At 41.8% G+C, this 18376-nt stretch carries 25 protein-coding genes; 18 read left to right on the forward strand and 7 right to left on the reverse strand.

Translation table 11 applies throughout. The features are described 5' to 3' along the window. Positions 1–24: 24 nt before the first annotated feature. On the reverse strand, positions 25–864 hold the full coding sequence (locus ACE1AT_RS04730; RefSeq protein WP_374866148.1) for a hypothetical protein: 840 nt from the start codon (positions 862–864) through the stop codon (positions 25–27). Positions 865–932: 68 nt separating this feature from the next. Further along, positions 933–1229 (reverse strand): hypothetical protein, encoded by a 297-nt coding sequence (locus tag ACE1AT_RS04735; protein WP_374866149.1) that lies wholly within the window; start codon positions 1227–1229, stop codon positions 933–935. 203 nt (positions 1230–1432) lie between these two features. Between ACE1AT_RS04735 and ACE1AT_RS04740 the strand changes: the two genes are divergently transcribed. From ACE1AT_RS04740 to ACE1AT_RS04795, 12 genes are all read left to right on the forward strand, one after another. Further along, the gene (locus tag ACE1AT_RS04740) at positions 1433–1648 is read left to right on the forward strand and encodes a hypothetical protein (RefSeq protein ID WP_374866150.1); all 216 of its coding nucleotides are present in this window, start codon (positions 1433–1435) and stop codon (positions 1646–1648) included. Positions 1649–1736: 88 nt separating this feature from the next. Then, positions 1737–2075, forward strand: a complete 339-nt coding sequence (locus ACE1AT_RS04745) for a hypothetical protein (protein WP_374866151.1) — start codon at positions 1737–1739, stop codon at positions 2073–2075. A gap of 548 nt (positions 2076–2623) precedes the next feature. Then, positions 2624–3424, forward strand: coding sequence for a hypothetical protein (locus ACE1AT_RS04750; RefSeq protein WP_374866152.1), 801 nt, complete (start codon positions 2624–2626; stop codon positions 3422–3424). Beyond that, positions 3414–3956 (forward strand): hypothetical protein, encoded by a 543-nt coding sequence (locus ACE1AT_RS04755; protein ID WP_374866153.1) that lies wholly within the window; start codon positions 3414–3416, stop codon positions 3954–3956. The genes ACE1AT_RS04750 and ACE1AT_RS04755 overlap by 11 nt, the downstream gene beginning before the upstream one ends. Next, positions 3919–4404, forward strand: a complete 486-nt coding sequence (locus tag ACE1AT_RS04760) for a hypothetical protein (protein WP_374866154.1) — start codon at positions 3919–3921, stop codon at positions 4402–4404. The genes ACE1AT_RS04755 and ACE1AT_RS04760 overlap by 38 nt, the downstream gene beginning before the upstream one ends. After that, the gene (locus ACE1AT_RS04765) at positions 4382–4783 is read left to right on the forward strand and encodes a hypothetical protein (protein WP_374866155.1); all 402 of its coding nucleotides are present in this window, start codon (positions 4382–4384) and stop codon (positions 4781–4783) included. Before ACE1AT_RS04760 ends, ACE1AT_RS04765 begins: the two co-directional genes overlap by 23 nt. A 2-nt stretch (positions 4784–4785) precedes the next feature. Continuing rightward, positions 4786–5445 (forward strand): hypothetical protein, encoded by a 660-nt coding sequence (locus ACE1AT_RS04770; protein ID WP_374866156.1) that lies wholly within the window; start codon positions 4786–4788, stop codon positions 5443–5445. Positions 5446–5450: 5 nt separating this feature from the next. Beyond that, positions 5451–5672: a hypothetical protein gene (locus ACE1AT_RS04775; protein WP_374866157.1), complete on the forward strand. Its 222-nt coding sequence runs from the start codon at positions 5451–5453 to the stop codon at positions 5670–5672. Further along, positions 5657–7213, forward strand: coding sequence for a hypothetical protein (locus ACE1AT_RS04780; RefSeq protein ID WP_374866158.1), 1557 nt, complete (start codon positions 5657–5659; stop codon positions 7211–7213). The genes ACE1AT_RS04775 and ACE1AT_RS04780 overlap by 16 nt, the downstream gene beginning before the upstream one ends. Next, positions 7210–7365 (forward strand): hypothetical protein, encoded by a 156-nt coding sequence (locus ACE1AT_RS04785; protein ID WP_374866159.1) that lies wholly within the window; start codon positions 7210–7212, stop codon positions 7363–7365. The genes ACE1AT_RS04780 and ACE1AT_RS04785 overlap by 4 nt, the downstream gene beginning before the upstream one ends. A gap of 62 nt (positions 7366–7427) precedes the next feature. Next, positions 7428–7640 (forward strand): hypothetical protein, encoded by a 213-nt coding sequence (locus ACE1AT_RS04790; protein ID WP_374866160.1) that lies wholly within the window; start codon positions 7428–7430, stop codon positions 7638–7640. Between the two features lies 1 nt (position 7641). Beyond that, a complete protein-coding gene (locus ACE1AT_RS04795; protein WP_374866161.1) occupies positions 7642–8235 on the forward strand; it encodes a hypothetical protein in 594 nt (197 codons plus the stop codon). Positions 8236–8857: 622 nt separating this feature from the next. On the opposite strand, the gene csaB is transcribed toward ACE1AT_RS04795, so the two are convergent. The 4 genes from csaB to ACE1AT_RS04815 all read right to left on the reverse strand — a co-directional run bounded on the left by csaB (position 8858) and on the right by ACE1AT_RS04815 (position 12801). Then, complete coding sequence (gene csaB / locus ACE1AT_RS04800) at positions 8858–9898, reverse strand: polysaccharide pyruvyl transferase CsaB (protein WP_374866162.1); 1041 nt, start codon at positions 9896–9898, stop codon at positions 8858–8860. Between the two features lie 114 nt (positions 9899–10012). Further along, positions 10013–11554, reverse strand: a complete 1542-nt coding sequence (locus ACE1AT_RS04805) for a GMC oxidoreductase (protein WP_374866163.1) — start codon at positions 11552–11554, stop codon at positions 10013–10015. 325 nt (positions 11555–11879) lie between these two features. Then, positions 11880–12389, reverse strand: coding sequence for a low molecular weight protein-tyrosine-phosphatase (locus ACE1AT_RS04810; protein WP_374866164.1), 510 nt, complete (start codon positions 12387–12389; stop codon positions 11880–11882). Positions 12390–12453: 64 nt separating this feature from the next. Next, positions 12454–12801: a YbaB/EbfC family nucleoid-associated protein gene (locus ACE1AT_RS04815; RefSeq protein WP_017312047.1), complete on the reverse strand. Its 348-nt coding sequence runs from the start codon at positions 12799–12801 to the stop codon at positions 12454–12456. A 342-nt stretch (positions 12802–13143) separates the two neighbouring features. On the opposite strand from ACE1AT_RS04815, the gene ACE1AT_RS04820 reads away from it, so the two are divergent. The 4 genes from ACE1AT_RS04820 to ACE1AT_RS04835 all read left to right on the forward strand — a co-directional run bounded on the left by ACE1AT_RS04820 (position 13144) and on the right by ACE1AT_RS04835 (position 15710). Beyond that, on the forward strand, positions 13144–14271 hold the full coding sequence (locus ACE1AT_RS04820) for a peptidylprolyl isomerase (protein WP_374866170.1): 1128 nt from the start codon (positions 13144–13146) through the stop codon (positions 14269–14271). A 92-nt stretch (positions 14272–14363) separates the two neighbouring features. Continuing rightward, on the forward strand, positions 14364–14705 hold the full coding sequence (locus ACE1AT_RS04825; protein WP_374866165.1) for a 2Fe-2S iron-sulfur cluster-binding protein: 342 nt from the start codon (positions 14364–14366) through the stop codon (positions 14703–14705). A 262-nt stretch (positions 14706–14967) separates the two neighbouring features. Further along, a complete protein-coding gene (locus ACE1AT_RS04830) occupies positions 14968–15369 on the forward strand; it encodes a phage holin family protein (RefSeq protein ID WP_374866166.1) in 402 nt (133 codons plus the stop codon). Positions 15370–15527: 158 nt separating this feature from the next. Beyond that, the gene (locus tag ACE1AT_RS04835; RefSeq protein WP_009458661.1) at positions 15528–15710 is read left to right on the forward strand and encodes a YqaE/Pmp3 family membrane protein; all 183 of its coding nucleotides are present in this window, start codon (positions 15528–15530) and stop codon (positions 15708–15710) included. 355 nt (positions 15711–16065) lie between these two features. Here ACE1AT_RS04835 and ACE1AT_RS04840 read toward each other — a convergent pair whose 3' ends face one another. Further along, a complete protein-coding gene (locus ACE1AT_RS04840; protein ID WP_374866167.1) occupies positions 16066–16854 on the reverse strand; it encodes a histidine kinase in 789 nt (262 codons plus the stop codon). Positions 16855–16989: 135 nt separating this feature from the next. Here ACE1AT_RS04840 and petJ point away from each other — a divergent pair, with 135 nt between their 5' ends. Next, positions 16990–17331 (forward strand): cytochrome c6 PetJ, encoded by a 342-nt coding sequence (gene petJ / locus ACE1AT_RS04845; RefSeq protein ID WP_374866168.1) that lies wholly within the window; start codon positions 16990–16992, stop codon positions 17329–17331. A gap of 77 nt (positions 17332–17408) precedes the next feature. Continuing rightward, positions 17409–18281 carry an aldo/keto reductase gene (locus ACE1AT_RS04850; protein WP_374866169.1) on the forward strand — a complete coding sequence of 291 codons (873 nt, stop codon included), beginning with the start codon at positions 17409–17411 and terminating at the stop codon, positions 18279–18281. Positions 18282–18376 lie beyond the last annotated feature (95 nt).

Here is an 18376-nt window from a genome sequence, read left to right on the forward strand (position 1 = left end):
CGACGCGAAAGTGTTGCCTTTTTTTTATTCCAGTTTTGCGACTTGGTGAAATTTAAAAAAGGTTTTGGTGGTTAATCCTTGCTGTTGCACATCGTTTAAAAGCACCCAACAACCGCCATTCCAGATATTTGTGACTTCACCAGTACAGCCAAGCCAACCGTCGTCAGAGTGAATTACTTTGATGCGATCGCCTATTTGAATTGTTTGCTTGGCGATGTTCCCTACGGGAGGTTGCACCAACGCACCTTCAACCACTGGTCTTGCATTGACACTCTCACCCTTCAGCAATTCTCTGATGAACGAAGGCAGTGGTAGACAAGATTGCTTGAACTTGGTTTCCAACTCTGTTGCTGCTTCTGGGTCTTCCAAGCGGATAATTAAAGAGCGATCGCCCGTTTTTGCTCTTCTCCACTCCATCACCGGCTTGGGTGGCTTCTCTTGTTTGAGTTGTGCGTTAATTTCGGACATACGCGAGCGCACTTCTTGTATCATCAATCGCTCTTGCTGCAACTGTTCCAGAACGGGGCGATATTTGTCGCAACACAGAGACATAATGGTTTTGATGTCCAGTAGTTCCAAGTTGTATTCTGGGACATCCGCCAACCATTCACCAACTTTTGCATAAGGCGTTGCTGTTGAAGATGTCCAACCAAGCGACTCTCTCGCATCCTTCCATTGAGTGCGATCGCTCTTTAATTTAGCGACGTACACTGATTGACAGAAACCGATAAAAGCGCAAGTAAGTCCTGCCGCTTGTTGTTGGAGTTGATTTAAGAGGGCGGAAAAGCCATTGTCTTCACCTGTATCTAACGAACACAAGTCAGCAAGCTCTGAAACTTGAACCGACTCTAGAGTGGCAACCATGCTATGATTCTCCTAGTCAAGTTTTTGGCAAAGGCGCTCTAGTGGTCGAATCCAGAGCGCCTTTGTTTTTAGTCATCATCTTCAGGTTCAATACCTAATTCGGACAAGTCTGAGCCTAGTTGAGCAAGCTTTTTCCTTAGCTTCTTGTTAACTAGCCGCTTGTTTACTCCTTCGGCGTGGGCGGCAAAACCCTTCTCCCAAAACATTCTATGTAGCTCCGCAGGCTTCCAACCTTCTAGTTTTGCCAGTGCCAACGCTTCTTCGTAAAGAGGTGCTGGCACAGAGAAGTTGATTTTGATCATTTCGGGTGAATTGGTCTGAGGCATATCGGTTGTCGTTGTTGCATAAATTCCGCTTGTCTCCATAATTGTGCCTCTTTTGTGGAAGTTTCTTGATGTCCACTTAACCTCTAAGAGATGTCTATAAAATTATATTATACCTTCTTATATTCCAAGTAACCTACTTCTAGTATTCTTCTTAGGTTTATACTGAATTCTATAAACAAAAGCCCCCAGCAAATGCTAGAGGCTTCCCCTAGTAGCTACTACCTACCAGGATTAGAAAAATCATGACACCCAAAGAACTAAGAAACAAGTGGAATTTGACTAACTATCAACTAGCCTGCTGCATCGGCAAAACCGAGCAAACCGTCAAGCAGTACATGGCGCAACCAGGCAGTAAATCCCATCGCAACCCACCACTATCAATAAAAATCCTCTGTACTGAATTAGACAGAAAATGGCAGCAACAAGGAATGCCCAACATCCCATTTTTGGCTGCTTAGTATACAAACCCGTATCTTTGCTCGTCTAGCCCCTCCACGCGAGGGGTTTTTTAATGGGGATATGAATCGAAGGCTTAGATAATCAACCATGACAACAGTAGCCGCCAAAAGTACTACTTTGATTAGCAAGACGCAAGCAAAAAAACTGTTAGGCATAGATTCCCAAGACACAATCAATAGCTACTTCAAGGAGTTCAACCTATTTGAGCGCGAGTACGTGAATTGGGATGACATTAGAAATATTCTCAAGCTGCAAATGTTTTTAGGACTAAAACCGGGACGCTTTTCAAAGCAGATGTTCCATAGATTCACTAACGAAGAAATGGATACCCTGCTTTTAGGACGTGGTTTTAATGTAGATGATCGCCTGAACGCTATCAAAGCTCAGTATTATCAAGAACATAGAGAGCAAGTACCCCAATTTTGATAACTACGCTGATCGCTCTAAAAATTTTATCTTGCCGAATTTTGGCGTAATACACGACTTAAACTAGCCTCTGCTAAAGCAATTATCTGTTTTATCACTGCTGGCAAACTACATTTATTTTGCCGATTTTTGTTAATTGATCCTGCTTTTAGATAGCAGAAATAAAGCAAATGAATCATAGAGTCGAGTATTACAAGCTAGTTACAAGCTGTGTTCCTAATTCTGCAAGATATTCAGGAATGTCAGCGGTAGAGATAGGTTGAAATTAATGATTAGCTCAACAATTTAGAGCGAGGAATTCTGCACGATTTGATTGCTTGTAGTACAGCAATTAATTTTTAAAGGTCAAAATCTATACCAATATCGACATGTGTACAAGAAACAGGAGTATGAGTACTCAAAATACTCCCCAGACGGAACGAGCGAGTTTAAGAAAACAACGATTGTTGAAAACAGTAACTCTGGACTCATCGAATTCTGTGTAGCGATCGCTGTTTTAACTGTTTCAATGCTTTCTGTGACGTTGATTCTGAATGCTGCCAAAAGTCATGATGCAGACAACAATAGACGACTGGATCGAACAAGCATCCAACCTGAAGCCAGTGTGCGAGAAAATTTACGGGTCAACTATTGGCGATCGCACCTGGCGGAATTGGGAACGAATAGCGGGCGCTGTTTACAATCAAGGGCGGAAAGTAAGAACACGCCACTACACCCAAGAGCAAGCACAGATGCTGTTGTGTGTGGCATGGTTGAGAAAACAGCGTCCCCGGTTGAAGCTTGATTACAAAAGCGTTCGCGTTTACTGGAATAGTCGCCGCCAAGACATTGAAGCAGTGTTAGATGCGGTTGTCGCTGGGGAAATCCCACCACCACCAAAACCAAAGCCACTCGTGCAGCTAACACAGGTAAAACTTTGTTGCGATCGCATTCTCAATCGGACAATCTCTAGAGAATGCTGGCGACTCTGGAAACAACACCTGGGCATCGCCAAGCATATTAAAAAGATAGATGATGCAACGGCGGCACTGTTAGTTTTTATTGCCTGCTGGCGAGTTGACCACCCCAACAAACCGCTGCCTAGTCTAAGTCATCTGTTGGTAATGTCGCGAACACCTTATCGTTGTGCCATGACATTGGAGACTCAATCAAGTGCCAAGCAGCAACATCAGTGGGAAATGTCTGGTTGTCAAGGCAAGGATCTGCCGCGTTACTTGGCGAGTCATGGCTATAAAGTCGCACCTTCCACCCTCTACAAATGGGGCAAGTTTCAAAAAAGAAAGCATTACTCAGTCGCTGAACTGTCTGAGTGGAAGCATTTAGCAAAGGAGAAAAGATATGCCACGTAGTAGCTCGTTGACTGTAAAAGCAAATAGAAGCTTGGAAACTACAAACCAAAATGAGCCAAAAACAATCACTCGTGCAAAACCAGATGAAACCAGTATCACTGCACCCCAGGCTGGTGCGGTCACGTTGCAAGACTATCAGGAATTGGAGCTTGTTTTTGACGAAGATTTGCGAATAGCGATCATTCAAAGGCTCATCCAAGATAAAGCTCTGATTCAAAGGGAAGTAGACGAGGAACGGAAAATAGCAAAAGCTTTAGAGCTGGCGAGGCTTGTCGCTGTTGACAAAGCCAAAGTTGAGGGGAGACAACAAGCCAGAGCAGAAGTCTTAGTCGAAAGGAAGAAGCAGAAGTCCGAAACGCAAAAGCATTTTATCGAGATTGAATTGCCGCAGTTACTAGAAACCTGTGAATATCTCGGCTACGAAGTAATGAAACAAACAATTACTCAACTTGCAGGACGTATTGACGTAACGCTGGAATGGGAGGAAAAGGAAAATGGAGAATACGAATGCAAGGCTATCGCCAGAAATTGAGGACTTCATCAGTGCTGTGCAAAAGGGTAAAGGGCTTAGTGACATCACCTCTGTTGTAGAAGCTGAAGTACAGCGTCAACTAGAAATGCAGTTAGCTGAATTCCAATCCTGCATCGCCCAAAGCAACCTGGACGCAATCGAAGTGATGCGAGGAGAATTAGAGCGAGTTAAGCAAGAGTCCGAAACAGTTGCAGGAGTCATCGAAAAGCTCAAAGCAGCAGTTGCGCCTGATTTACAAAATCCCCAAGAAGAGGTAGTTGGTTTTCGCCAAGCTATAGAAAATCTCCAGAGATACGGCACAATTATCCCCACTGGCGCTGACATTATTGGATATCAAGTTGCAGCCAAACAAAATCACGCTTGGTCGCTCATGAGGCAATCTTTGATAAAGCTATTTATTAATAAATTGGAGAGATTTTTATCTCGTGGAAACCGCACAATTTCATAGGGCGTATTGGGATTATCAAACAAATACTGGTATCGGTAAATTACACCATCCAGAATTAGGGATTTTGGCTTTTGTATTTGAGGATGGAGAGCCAAAATTTGATACCAATTTTTTAGATGCTAACGAGGTAGCCTACTACCGCCAAAATTACAAAAAACTTGGACGCACGTTAATAATTGGAGTTCAAGTTGACCGTGATATTGATTTAGTTCGGGTAACTGAAAACGAAAATATTTATACCTTTGGGGAACTGAATTTAGAAATTAAAACCGAAGGGACAAATAGGTTTTTTCGTAGGCAGGGTGGCGAATGGCAAGAAATTGAAAATGCCCCAATCGTTGAGTACCAACGCTGCGATTCGTTGATTTGTGTGAGTTAATTATGGCGAAAACACAACCACCCAAAAACCCTAACGAACTTGATTTAACAGGGTTAAATGGTGATATCAAAAATCCGATTATTTTCCCAGATAGCCATTTTGGACTAGAGTCTGGTGTATGGAATGCGGCTCAACGCATTGCCGATATGCTGCCAATCCAAATTCAGGTTTACGGCGATCTCAATGAAGAAACCGTTTTAGACCTGACCGAGAAAGCCAAGGGGGCTGAAATTCAGCAGAAATACTGGACTGAATATTCATCTGCTGTTAGCCGCTTTCTTAAAGCCTTTTACAAGATCAAAGAAAAACAAGCCGAAGTTGCTGAAAATACAGCAGAGGCACGAGTCAAACACGCTGAACTTGAAAAAGACCTCGGCACTGCTTTGGCATCTCTTGAGTCCCAGTATCGCCAAATTGTCGGCAGCTACCGCAGTGCGATCGCGTCTACTGCCGGAGATTTGGACGTTAGCCTTAATAGAATTGCTTCTCAATATTCGCAGGCACGAGCTAAAAAAGCGGAAGCAGTTCAAGGGGAGGCCAAGAAAAATGAGACCCCCTATACCAAGCAAACAGAATCCTTGGTCGATAAATTTCGCAAGGCTAGGGAATCTCGCTATAACGGCCCGTCTGCTGGAATCACACGTCGAATTAGTGGATTTTAAGTTAAATGTCTACCACTACAAAGATTGTTAGATGGATGTTTATCTTCTTAATTGCCTTTGCTGTTGGACAAGTCATTAGTTTGTTTCCTTGGTCATTTGCCATAGTTGGCGTAGGGGCAACTATCACCTACATGGCTAGCAAGATGGGACGGGCAGAAGATGAAATCATGCTGCAAGTAATTAGCGTCGGTTTAGTGATGGGGACACTCAAATGCTACGTTGGCTGATGATTGTTCCCGAAATGGCTCTTGTAATTTTTCTAATCACCACAGCAGATAAAAAGTCTTTTCTTTTCATCCCTGTCAATATCGCAGGCGTAGCTATTGCTAGCTGTGCAGTGAGTCAGCTGTGGTCGATGCAGAAGGGCTACGAAGATGAAGAGAGAATCCAGGATACGCTGCGGGTTCTCAAAGAAACCCAGACAGAAGAACAGCTAGCTTATTTAGAAACAGCAGCCGAAACCCGCAGAGTTGCTGACAACGCCGACAAAGATATGGAACGGCAGCTAAAAACATTAGAAGCAACAGCGCCATTTTTTAGCGGACTACTTGATTTAACTGGGCAAAATGGTGTTTTAGGTCGCATGGCTTTGGGGATGATCCAAAATGGAGAATCGCTCGGCAACGTTTTACTGGCAACGGCTGATGCTGAAATGAGACTGGAGCAAGCTAGAATCAATTCCCAGTTGCAGCAAAAACAGATTGAGATGCAACAAGTAACTAATCAGAACCAGCTTACGCAGACAGTAACGACTCAAGCAACTACTGTAAAAGATGCTTCCACTCCTCCTCAATCCAGCAACATTACTCTATTACAAAAAGCCGCAGCCGTCGTCGGACTAAAAAGTAAGTGTCTGCGGGTGGATAAGGCTCCCAGCTACGAACGCTTAATCTTTGGAGTCACAACTGAGGATTACAAGCTAGTCCCCAAGTGGAAACAAGCCGCGAATCTTGCGTTAGGTGAAAAAAATGGTTTACCCATGTATGTCTTTGGTTCAGAGCAAGTAGCGGTAGAGGTGGCTTTAAAACCAGAAGAACGCACTTACTACGATTTCCCTGTAAGGCAATGGAAGAATGGCGATCGCCTCATCGTTTTGGGTCAATCGCTGGAAGGAGAAGTGGCAATTGATTTAGGCAATGAGGACACTCCACAGCTACTAGTAGTCGGGACAACTGGATCTGGCAAGAGCAATTTTCTCCGCGCCGCTGCCTACTGCCTGTTAATGCAGGGAGCAAAAGTAGATATCTGTGGCGGTAAAATTTCGGATTACGAAGATTTTCCGCTTCGCTTCCCCGACATCAGTATTAATGACATGGGCAACACTAGTGAGTATGTGGGCGAGTATTTCACCGAGTGCGATCGCCGCAACTCAATGAGCAAAGCTCAATTAGAGCAGCAGCAACCTTGGGTTTTATTAATCGATGAATACAAGGGGACAGTCCCTTTTGACGAAAAGCTTCGCAAAATTTACGACCAACAATTATGTGAAGTTGCTCGTCGAGGACGTGGGCTAAAAATCCACATGATTGTTGGGTTGCAACGCGGGTCGAAGCGCAGCAAGGAAGATCCTCAAGCCCTACCTCCAGACCTAAGAGATAATCTGCCATGCCGAATAGCATTTCGATGTGTTGATGCCACAAGTGGACGGATGGTTTTGCACCGTCGTAGCGAGGTAGTTACTTCATTGCAAGGGAGGGGTGACGGTGTAGTGCAGTCTGGGTTGTTGGACACAAGATTCCAGGCTTACAAGTTTGAGGTAATACCGTGAAAGAAAAAGTAAAAGTTGTCACCGATAGCCCCAGTCTAACAGGATACTTGCATGACCTTGCTCGGCAGGATAGACGCGAAACTTCTGATTCTAAACAACAAGGGAAGTACGAAGATGGTTATAGGCGAGGGGCAAGAGATAGCTGTAAATAAAGTTTTTCAGTTTCGCTGCATTTATTGGCATTCTTGAAGATTAAAAATAATCACGAGGCTTTATGATCGACCCAACAATTCAATTTGTATTGCAAAACAGCAACGGGCATTTTTATGCAAAAAACAGCGATCGCCCCGTTGGTTTGCTTGAAACGGCTTCTAGGTTTTCAACTTTTGATTTAGCTATGCAACACAAGGAAAATTTTAAGAAGCAGAACGAGGCGACAGAAATATATGCTCGTCCTGTACACCTAACTATTGCTTTACTGGATTGATATGCTTCCATCAACGTTTGTAGAAGCTGCCAACTTTCCAGTTCGTTGGCAGGAAAAAGACTTGCAGCAATACATAGCAGACAAACTGAGAAAACGCGGTTTCCGTGTCGAATTGGAAGTTAAGGCAAACGGCGGACGTGCCGATATTGTTACCAGCTGGCAGGGCGGGACAATTATCGAAGTCAAAAAATATCTCGACAGGAATAGTATTTACCAAGCCTTTGGTCAGCTAAATTTGTACGGATTAAATAACAAATACAAACTCGTTGTCGCTGGCTTCATGTCTCCCGATGCTCACGAACAGCCATCCGCTTTTAAGACCGCATCAATGATTGAGCAGGATGCCCGTGTGTCTGTGCTATTTGTAAACCTTGAGCAAGAATGGCTACCCGGCAACTCAGTAACTCGCTCTTGGCTACCTCAATTCCAACTGCCAAAATTGCCAAATTTTAATGACTGGAAATGGTGGTGGAATCTGGTGCGACACAACCCACTAATCATTCTTCTTGCTATTGCTTTGACACTTGCCGTCATTCCAGAAATTCAAAAGCCCAGCACTCAGATTAATTATTGGCAAGTACGCCACTTAAAATGATGGCGAGAATTTGTTAGCAAAATTTGACTTAGTCTGATCACTCTCACAACTTCATCTTCAGCAATCTGCTAAGAGTTTTTTTATCCAGGTTATCCAGGACGCATCTACCTCTTTTATTCACCTCGCTACTCCAATGTTTATCAGTGGTAGATGAAATGCATATTTTACACAATAAACTTTTTGAAGAACTTTCTTTCTGGAGGGAATTAGCCACCTTTTGGCGCGAAAATTACGAATGGGCTGCCAAGCATAATCTAGGTAGTATGCTTCTCAAAGATTCATTGGAATGCTTTCAGCTTTGCGAAGAGCAGACAAGAGACATAATGCTCAAAATCATCAAATTCACAAACGACAATTAGGGCAATTTTAGGACAGTAAAAAAATTAACTCCTCAAACTCTTTACTAGTAAAGGGCTTGAGAGCATAAATATCCGATTCGTAATCGAGCGGTCGCGGGTTCAAATCCCGCCATCGGCTTATTTCAGTTAACAGTGAACAGTTAACAGTTATCAATGTTTACTGATAACTCAATACGGTTGGTGTTAGTCGATAAGCGCAAAAGCTCAAAACTTTAAACTGAACCGTATAGACTGATAACTGATAACTGATAACTGATAACTGTTCACCGACTTAGGGCTTTGTGCAACACTTCGCGATGAATCAGCGCCCTGTCTATTAAAAACTGGATTTTTTCTGATGACAATGGATCACCATTGGCGTAATGCTCAATCCAAGTTTTACTCATAACATTGGGGTCGTCTGGTAAATTGGCCAAATCCCACCCCGGCATATCTAAATCTTCCATCAAACGGTTAACTTTTGGGTCATAACTCAAAGCAAAACAGCGACAACCTTCGCTAGCTGCCATGATTAAACTATGCAAACGCATTCCGATCGCCATTTCAATTCCGCGAAATACACCTTTTAACAGTTGTGGTTCTTCCAAGCAGAGAATTTGACTAACATCTTTGAGTGCTGGTTGAATTGCTTGGGCGAGATTCAAATCTTGGGCCTTTTGGAAAGGTAGCAGCACAATAAAAGTCTGCGTAGCTTTTTGAAAATCTACCAAGGCGCGAGTCAGATGACTCAGGCGAGTTGGGGTAAGTTGGGGATGCGATCGCAATGTCACTGCAACTCTGGGTGCTGATAAATTCCATAGTCCGGGAACTGGTTTGGATTGTAACGCCCACACCGGATCGGGTGCGAGAACGTGGGGAATTTGCCAATCAGACAGTAAACTGGCCGAAGCGCGATCGCGTACACTCACTTGCGTACAACCTGCAAAAGTTTGTCGCGCTAACCAACGTGTCACCCGACGATGTAAAGGGCCGATACCTTGCGCCCAAGCCACTGTTTTTAAGCCCATCTTTTGAGCTACAGTCATCATCGTCCCATAGTAAAATGGGCTGATGGCACTGGTAGCATCTTGAATTAAACTACCGCCACCCCAAATTAAAGCATCACAAGAACGCAAACCTTTAATTAAGCTGGGAAAAGCCATACGTTCATAAGCTTCTACGCCATAGCGATTTCGTGTTTCCTCTGGATTGCCAGAAAGAACCACTGGTGTGACATCAGATGGTAACATTTGCAGTAGCGTTGCCAACAAAGCTTCATCGCCACCATTTCCTTTCCCGTAATATCCAGACAATAACGCCCGCATCTTAGCCTTTTGAGATATGTAGATATTCAGATTATTGTATTGGTTGGCGATTAAGAATCAGCAGACTTTGTGGCATTAGTCGGGAAAGTCCTTGCTCAAATACCCTAATTTTAATCATGATCGATTCAAAAACCTATCCATGCTTCGTTCTGCTAAAGCTGCGATGGTGAGTGAAGGGTTCGCGCAGGCTGTCGAACCTGGGATGAGGGAACCATCAACAACAAATAAATTAGCATAGCCGTAAACTCTGCCGTAGTCGTTACATACAGCACCGAGAGTTGCACCGCCAAGGGGATGACCTGTGCTGCTAAAATCAGGTAATGCAGCTACTTTTGTACCATTGGCTTGATTAATTTGACGATAAGTATACTGATAAGCCAAGGCAATTTTTCGATTGTTGTTTGACTGACTAGGCCAGAATAAATCAGCAGACTGAGTAGAAGTATTATAGGTCAAATAACCTTCCGGCTTGGCAATACCTAAACCAAGAGGAGTAATTACGCCTTCTGGCACGATGGGGAAAGGAACTTGCTCGATGATGACTGGCGCTATGGGGTTATCAAGATAGTCAATGACTGCTGCTGCTGGACCACCTTGTTTAGGGTTAGTGGGAGTGTTGCAAATTATTGGACTGACGGCGTCGCAGTTAGTACCCCAAAATTTTCCTACCTGATTGTTGAGGCGATTGAGGGTACGATCGTTTTGGGCGCGTAACAAAAGTTCTGTAGTGCCAATTGACCCAGCCGCTAAAAACAAATAGTTACAAATAAAGGATTTTTGGGTAATTACAGCCCCTTGTTCAGTAATTTGATTGCAGACGATCCGGAAACGCCCATTTGTTTCTTCTATGGAAGTGACTACATGCAAAGGTCGAATTTCAACGTAACCAGTGGCTTCTGCCATGCTGAGGTAATTACGGTCTAAACTATTTTTTGCACCGCTATTGATACCGTAATAGACTTGACCTGTAATGGCGGAGGGTACTTTTTGACCTGCAATTTCCTGACGAACGATATCCCAATCAACCGCAATATCAAGCTTGCGACCTTTAAGATTGGCTTTGGCTGCTAGTTCTAGGAAAGTGCGAGTAGACAAATAGTAGTTTGTTTGGAGGATATCGTCTGGTATGGGGGACGGTTGGAGGATAGAACGGACTCGTGGATAATAGATGCGATCGAGTTCGTCATAATCAATATTGTTGGGAAAGACTTGGTAGAAAGTTTCTCGACTTGGCTGATAGGAAACAGCATTGTAGACAAGTGAACCACCCCCAACTCCTGCTCCTCGGTAGACGGTGATGCCATTGCCTACTTTAATATCAAGGACACCAGTGTAAATGTCAATCGGAACCTTGTTAAATATAACTGTAGTTGGACTGAGCCAGGTAGAGCGACCATCTGGTTTTTGGTATGTGCAGAAAGTATCACCCATGTTCGTTATTGGCCATCGTCGTCCCCGCTCTAGTACTATAGTTTCAATACCTGTTTCACCAAGACGCAACGAGGCAACAGCGCCACCAAAACCACTTCCAATCACAATCGCTTCAACAGATTCTTCGTCACCAGAAGCAGAAGTACGGAAATTAGAAACACCGATGCTTGCGGTTGCTGCTAATGTTGCTTGAAGAAAGCTACGACGATTTAGTACACGAGACATACTTCACTCCCTGCACACTTGAATTTATGATGATTGATTTATAAGTTGAAAAACTAAAACCCCGACTTAACTAGTCGGGGCGACTTTTACTACACCTCTTGCACAATCAAAAAAATATCAATATTAAGAAGCTGAGACTTGCCAAATTGCCGAATTGAGAATTGGAGAGTGGGGACGTAACAGGGAACAGGGAACAGAGAAAGAGGGACAAGGGGGACAACTAATCAGTTAACAGTTAATAGTTAACAGTTAACAGATTCATGCCCAATGCCCAATTTCATGCAAGGCTTGTGAAATTTTTTCATTTAGTCTGCCTCCTTGCCTCCTAGCTTCTCCCTTCTTGATTACAAACGTATTGCAGCAGACCTCCACAAGCATCAAGGAGTAGTTCGATTACCTGATTGAAGCCCTCTGAACCACCATAATAGGGGTCTGGAACTTCTTTAAGAGTATGCCGAGAACAAAAGTCACACATCAAATTTACTTTGTGGTGATATTGTCCAGTTGGATCAAGATATAGGATATCGTCATAATTTTCCCGATCCATAGCTAAGATCAAATCAAAGTCTTGAAAGTCTGACTTTTGAAACTGACGAGCATGACCACGGAGTTTGATTCCTAGCTTTTGAAGCGCCGCAGCACTCATGCGTCGATCCGGTGGGCTACCGATGTGATAGCTAGATGTACCAGCAGAGTCACAGATAATGCGATCGCCTAGTGTCTGTGTTGCAGACTCACTCAATTCATTCTGCTCGATCAAGTAATTCATGATATTTTCTGCCGCAGGCGATCGGCAGATATTTCCCAGGCAGACAAACAAAAGTTTGTAAGGCATAAAAATTATATAGTCATTTGTCCTTTGTCATTAGAATAAGACAAATGACAAACGACTATTAAGTCTAGAACCCAGGAAGTTCCAACCCACTTGTCAAATCTTCCATGCGTTCCCGCATTGTTGCTGTGGATTTGTTATAAGCATCTTTCATAGCAGCAGCTACTAGATCAGAAAGTACCTCTGCGCCTTCATTGAGGGCATCTGGAGAAATTTCTACCCGCTTAGGTTCTTGGTTTCCACTGACTATCACCTTCACTAAACCATTGCCAGCTTCGCCTTCAATTTCCATTTGCTCCAGTTCTTCCTGAAGGCGCTTTGCTCCTTCTTGCACCTGTTGAGCTTTCTTAAAAGCTTCAGCTAGTTCTTTCATTTTGCCTAAGCCAAAGCCAAATCCTTGTCCTTTACCTGTCATATGAGATTGTCCACCTGTATTTTGATTAACAAGTCAATTTCAACAAATTCAATTATAGATGGGCTATGTCATTTACCTATTGTTACCCCCGGTTATCCTATTCTCCAAATTTTGTCAATATTAGCAAGAGTGAAGGGGAAAATGCTAAGTATTAATACTTTAATTTAGTTGATTTCGGTTCATGATTGCAAATCTAGGTAATCTCACAAGTTAGCGATCGCCTGTATCCTTGCATATTACGTATCTCTTCTTTTAAGTGTTTCCTGTACTGTGGGAAGATTATTGATGGTTAAGTCTACTCAAGTAAATTCCCATTTCCGAATAGTTTTAGTCAAGAAATTAATGCTGCGTTTGAACCATCCCATGTTCAAGTTATTAAAATCTCAGTTGAAGAATACTCTCATTACACTTTCGTTGGTAACACTCTTTTTAGGAGTAAGTACAGCTGCATGGACTCCTTCCAGCTGTGCTGGACTACCAGCAGGAAACGCAATTACTGATGGTAAAGCGCTTTTGCGCTATGCATTGCCAATAGATAATAAACCTGTGCGAGAACTGCAAGGCAGTTTAGAAGATATATCAAACCAATTAAGGGCCAATCGACGTTGGGGTGCTGTTTCCAAAGACCTCAGTAAAGCATCACGGGTTCTCAATAATCCCGGCAAAATTCTCGCTAGTGTACCGGAAGCAAACAAAACCCAAGCTGAAGCTTTGATTTCTGAATTAAAATCAGGTCTGAGCAATCTTGAAGAAGTAACTAAAACCAAAGACAAAGAACAAGTATTAGCACAACGAGCCGACCTGTTAAACCTCGTTGGTGACTTAGAAGATTTAATGGTGCAGGGATTCCCCTTTGAAGTTCCCAAGGAATATAGCAATTTACCACAACTCAAAGGTCGTGCCACTATCGAAATGAAAACTACAAAGGGTAATATTACTTTTGTAGTGGACGGTTACAATGCTCCTGTAACTGCTGGAAATTTGGTTGATTTAGTACAACGGGGTTTCTATGATGGTTTACCATTCACCCGTGCAGAAGAATCTTACGTTGTTCAAACTGGTGATCCATCAGGAAAAGAAGTAGGCTTTATTGACCCCAAAACTAATAAATACCGTGCTATTCCTTTGGAAATTCTTTTTGAAGGTGACAAAGAACCAACCTACGGTATTACATCAGAACAAGCAGGACGTTACACTGATTTACCTGTGTTACCATTTTCCGCCTATGGTGCAGTAGCTATGGCTCGTCCTGAAAGTGACAATAATGGGGCTTCTTCGCAATTTTTCTTCTTCCTCTATGAACCAGAACTTACCCCAGCTGGACGTAATCTTTTAGATGGTCGTTACACCGTTTTTGGTTATGTCGTTGAAGGTAAAGATGTTTTACGGGAAATCAAAGCAGGTGACAAAATTGAATCAGCAAAAGTCGTCAAGGGTGCAGAAAATTTAGTAGAGCCAAAGGAAGCATAATTACAACACTTTTCTGTGGATGTGAGTTTATATTTTTTCTAGGGTGGGCATTGCCCACCTTAAATATTAAATATGTGATATTAGAAAAGCAAATGGCAGTTTACCAAGTTCGACTCATCAATTCTGCAACTGGCTTAGACCGTGCGATCGCAGTACCAGATGATCAATATATCCTCGATATGGCCGAAGAAGCTGGTATTCGCCTACCATCTGGATGCAAACAGGGCGAATGTTCAGCCTGCGTTGCTAAAATAATTGCTGGGGAAGTAGATCAAAGCGAGCAAAAGTTTTTGCGATCGCATGAAGTAGCAGCTGGTTACACTATTACCTGTGTTGCTTATCCTTTGTCTGATTGCACTTTAGAGACTCATCAAGAACAAGTTTTGTACCAAAACTCTCTATATCTTAAATCAGATGCTCCCAAATCAGAGTAGTATCTTTGAAACTCGAAAACATTTACTCTACTAAACTCAGAAAAATATTAAATAATTCTTAAGAATAAAATTAGTAATTTTGTTTGATCGAGTTAATGCTTATTTACCCAATCTCAACATTTAGGTCTATAAAATCTGTCGTCTAAAACTAGCCTAATGACAGAAGCAGAATCTACCTTGTTAGAGAGGTTAAAGAATAATACTTAGCGGAAGATGGTATCAGAACATAAAAACCTCTATTTCTGCTTTTTAGGTGAAAACGATGACCGGAAACTTATTAGCTGCTCTAGTTACAGCTTTAAGCTTATTAATTGTTGATTTAGTTGTTCCTGGTGTTAATATTGCTAACTTCCCAGCAGCTTTAATTGCAGCGCTAGCAATTGGTTTAGTCAATGGTTCTGTTAAACCAGTTCTATCTTTGTTGTCTTTACCACTAAATTTCTTATCATTGGGAGCATTTTCACTCGTTGTTAACGGTATCTGTTTTGCTCTCGCAGCATTTTTAGTACCTGGTTTTTCTGTACATGGACTGATAGCTTTTATTTTGGGTCCTGTTGTTCTGTCTTTTGCTAGCACCTTCATTAACAGATATTTTGCTGAGAAAAATTTGGCTTTATCCAGCAGTGATGCAGCGAAATCCAAAGCTGAATTACCTTCCAGCTAACTATCAGCATTAAGTAGAACAGACGTGAGCGATCGCGTTTCTCAAAAATCGCAAATCCGAATTGAATTAATTCCTGAGAAGGATTTTATCAATTCAGTTAATTTCGGAAAATTGTAAACAGAAACAAAAAAATTACAACTCACAGCAGTAGAAACATCATGAAATTACTTCGTTACCTCCTTGGATTTTTTCTACCCCCTCTTGGTATTTTTCTGACATATGGAGTGAGTACAACTTTAGTGATCAACATTCTTCTCACTCTTCTTGGTTGGCTTCCTGGTGCTATTCACGGTGTATGGGCAATTGCCAAATACGAAGAAAGATTAAACACCGTATCCTAATTCTTGAGAACGTATTCAGTTACTAAGCCATAGGAAAACAAGATTCCCGATCTCTTAGAGAAATCGGGAATCTGAACTTTATCTATATGTAGAGCTTAATCATCTAATACGGTTCAGTTAAGAATAATTGTAATTATAGTAATTGTAGGTTGGGTAGAGCGATAGCGAAACCCAACAAAGTTATTAAGGAATATCCAATAAATAAATCAACCCAAGGATTTAAGTGCTTTCACCCTTTAGGCGAAAGCGACGACTGGGCTGATTTATTCTTGGCAATGTTAAATAATATCTTAAAATCAAAACATAAAATAGGGTGAGCATTACCCACCCCACAATTATTAGCAATTTCTAACTTTTATTTACCAACTTTATCAACGGGTTCCTTTTCTTTTAACCAGTCAGCACCAGATAGCAATAAATCTCTTAGAATTTCTCTGATTTTACGCTCTTTTTTAGCTATTGAACTACCTGCTTCGCCAATCTTTTCTTCTAACTGAGCATGTTTTTGTTGCACTTGAGCAACTGCTTCTTCTGCTTGTGGGCGAGCTTGCTGGAACCAGTTTTTTGCATCATCAAGATAACTTTTTACTTCTTCCGAACGTCCACCATAGCGTGCAGCTAAATTAGCTTTGACAATCGCTAACTGTGCTTGGAGTTGAGCATATCTTCTTCTCAATAAAGCTAATTCATCACTATTTTTAATAGCATCTATGGCAGAGTCAATAGCCGTTTTACTTTCCGGTGAATTGACATTATTAGCATCTTGGATATCTGCTAAAATCCCATCAACTTCTTGCTGAATTTTATTTTCTTCTTCATCTAATTGAGCTTCTAGCTGTTTAACCTGTGCTTGAGTTCTAGCAATAGACTCATGTCTTTTCGTATTTACAGCCTCTAGCGCTCCCTCAATTGAAGCTGTCACATTTTCTTTGTACTCGCCACCTTTGGATTGTAAATTTTCAACAACAGTCGAAACAGCATCTTTAACAATGGAACGAAGTTCAGTAGATCCTTCTTGGAATTCAGAAACTACTTGCGAAACAGCTGCTTTCACAATTTCACGAATTCGCTCTGCTCTCAACTGTCCGGTTTCTTTTGCTTGTTGAAGATCAGTTCTAATTTGTTCTTTGATATTGTTAGGCATTTTTTAGATACTTTAAGATTTAACTAATTTGGATAGATTTTCATAGCGTCACTATGTCACACTACGATTGTGGCGTAAGATATTTGAAAGCAGTACTTCCTTAAGATAGAAAATTACTAACTAAAGTTGTATTATATGTGTGGTAAAACTACTCTAAAATTTATACTGTTGCTCTTCACACTGTTGATAATTAGCTTCAGCCAACCAGCATTAGCCGCAGATACAACCAATGGCGCAAAAATCTTTGATGTTCATTGCACTGGTTGTCATATCAACGGTAGTAATATCGTCAGGCGAGGTAAAAACTTAAAGCTTAAAGCACTAAAAAAATATGATATGGATTCAATAGAAGCCATTTCTTCCCTTGTTGCTAACGGTAAAAATAATATGTCAGCCTATAAAGACCGTCTTAGTGAACAAGAAATACAAGATGTCGCCGCCTATGTTTTACAACAAGCCGAAAAAAGCTGGCGTTAAAAAGAGTTAGAAATAACAATAATTCCTCTCAAGATTCCATAAATCCAACCAATCCAAAATCTAAAATCCAAAATCGCATGACTCTACCTGCATCAAGTCGCCTGCAATTTACTCCTGACTTAAATATCTGTCGGCTCTTAAACGGAATGTGGCAGGTATCCGGCGCGCATGGACGTATTAACCCGACTGCTGCGATCCAAAATATGTTTAAGTATATGGATGCAGGCTTTACTACTTGGGATCTTGCTGATCACTATGGACCAGCAGAAGATTTTATTGGCGAATTTCGACGTCAGCTAATTGCGACTCGTACTCAAGAGGCTTTGTCTAATATCCAAGCTTTTACCAAATGGGTTCCTCGTCCTGGAAAAATGACCAGACAAATTGTCGAGGAAAACATTAATATCTCTCTCAGAAGAATGGATGTTAGTTCCTTAGATTTGATGCAATTTCATTGGTGGGAATATCGAGATCCCAATTACCTAGACGCCCTCAAGTATATGGCTGAATTACAAACTGAGGGCAAAATCAAACATTTGGCTTTAACTAACTTCGATACGGAACACTTACAAATTATTATCGATGCAGGGATCAAAATTGTTTCTAATCAAGTGCAATTTTCTTTAGTTGATCGCCGACCAAAAGTTCACATGATACGCTTTTGTCAAGAGCATGACATAAAACTTTTTACTTACGGTACTGTGTGCGGCGGCTTGCTATCAGAAAAATATTTGGGACAAGCAGAACCAGGACTTTTTCAACTTTCTACTGCCAGTCTGAGAAAATACAAAAACATGATAGATGCTTGGGGCGGTTGGAAGTTATTTCAAGAATTACTTTTAACTCTCAAGCAAATTGCTGATAAGCATCAAGTGAGTATTTCCAATGTTGCAGTCCGTTATATATTAGACATCTCCGAAATAGTAATGTTCTGTGGTAAAAGAATATAATATAAGTCTTTTTACACCAGAATTATGAGTTCCGTATTGGAGCACATCGAAGCGAATCCTCAAGAAACCCAACGATTAATTGGTCTGGGATACCC

This window comes from Pelatocladus sp. BLCC-F211 (genome assembly GCF_041928655.1).
Classification (GTDB): Bacteria; Cyanobacteriota; Cyanobacteriia; order Cyanobacteriales; family Nostocaceae; genus Pelatocladus.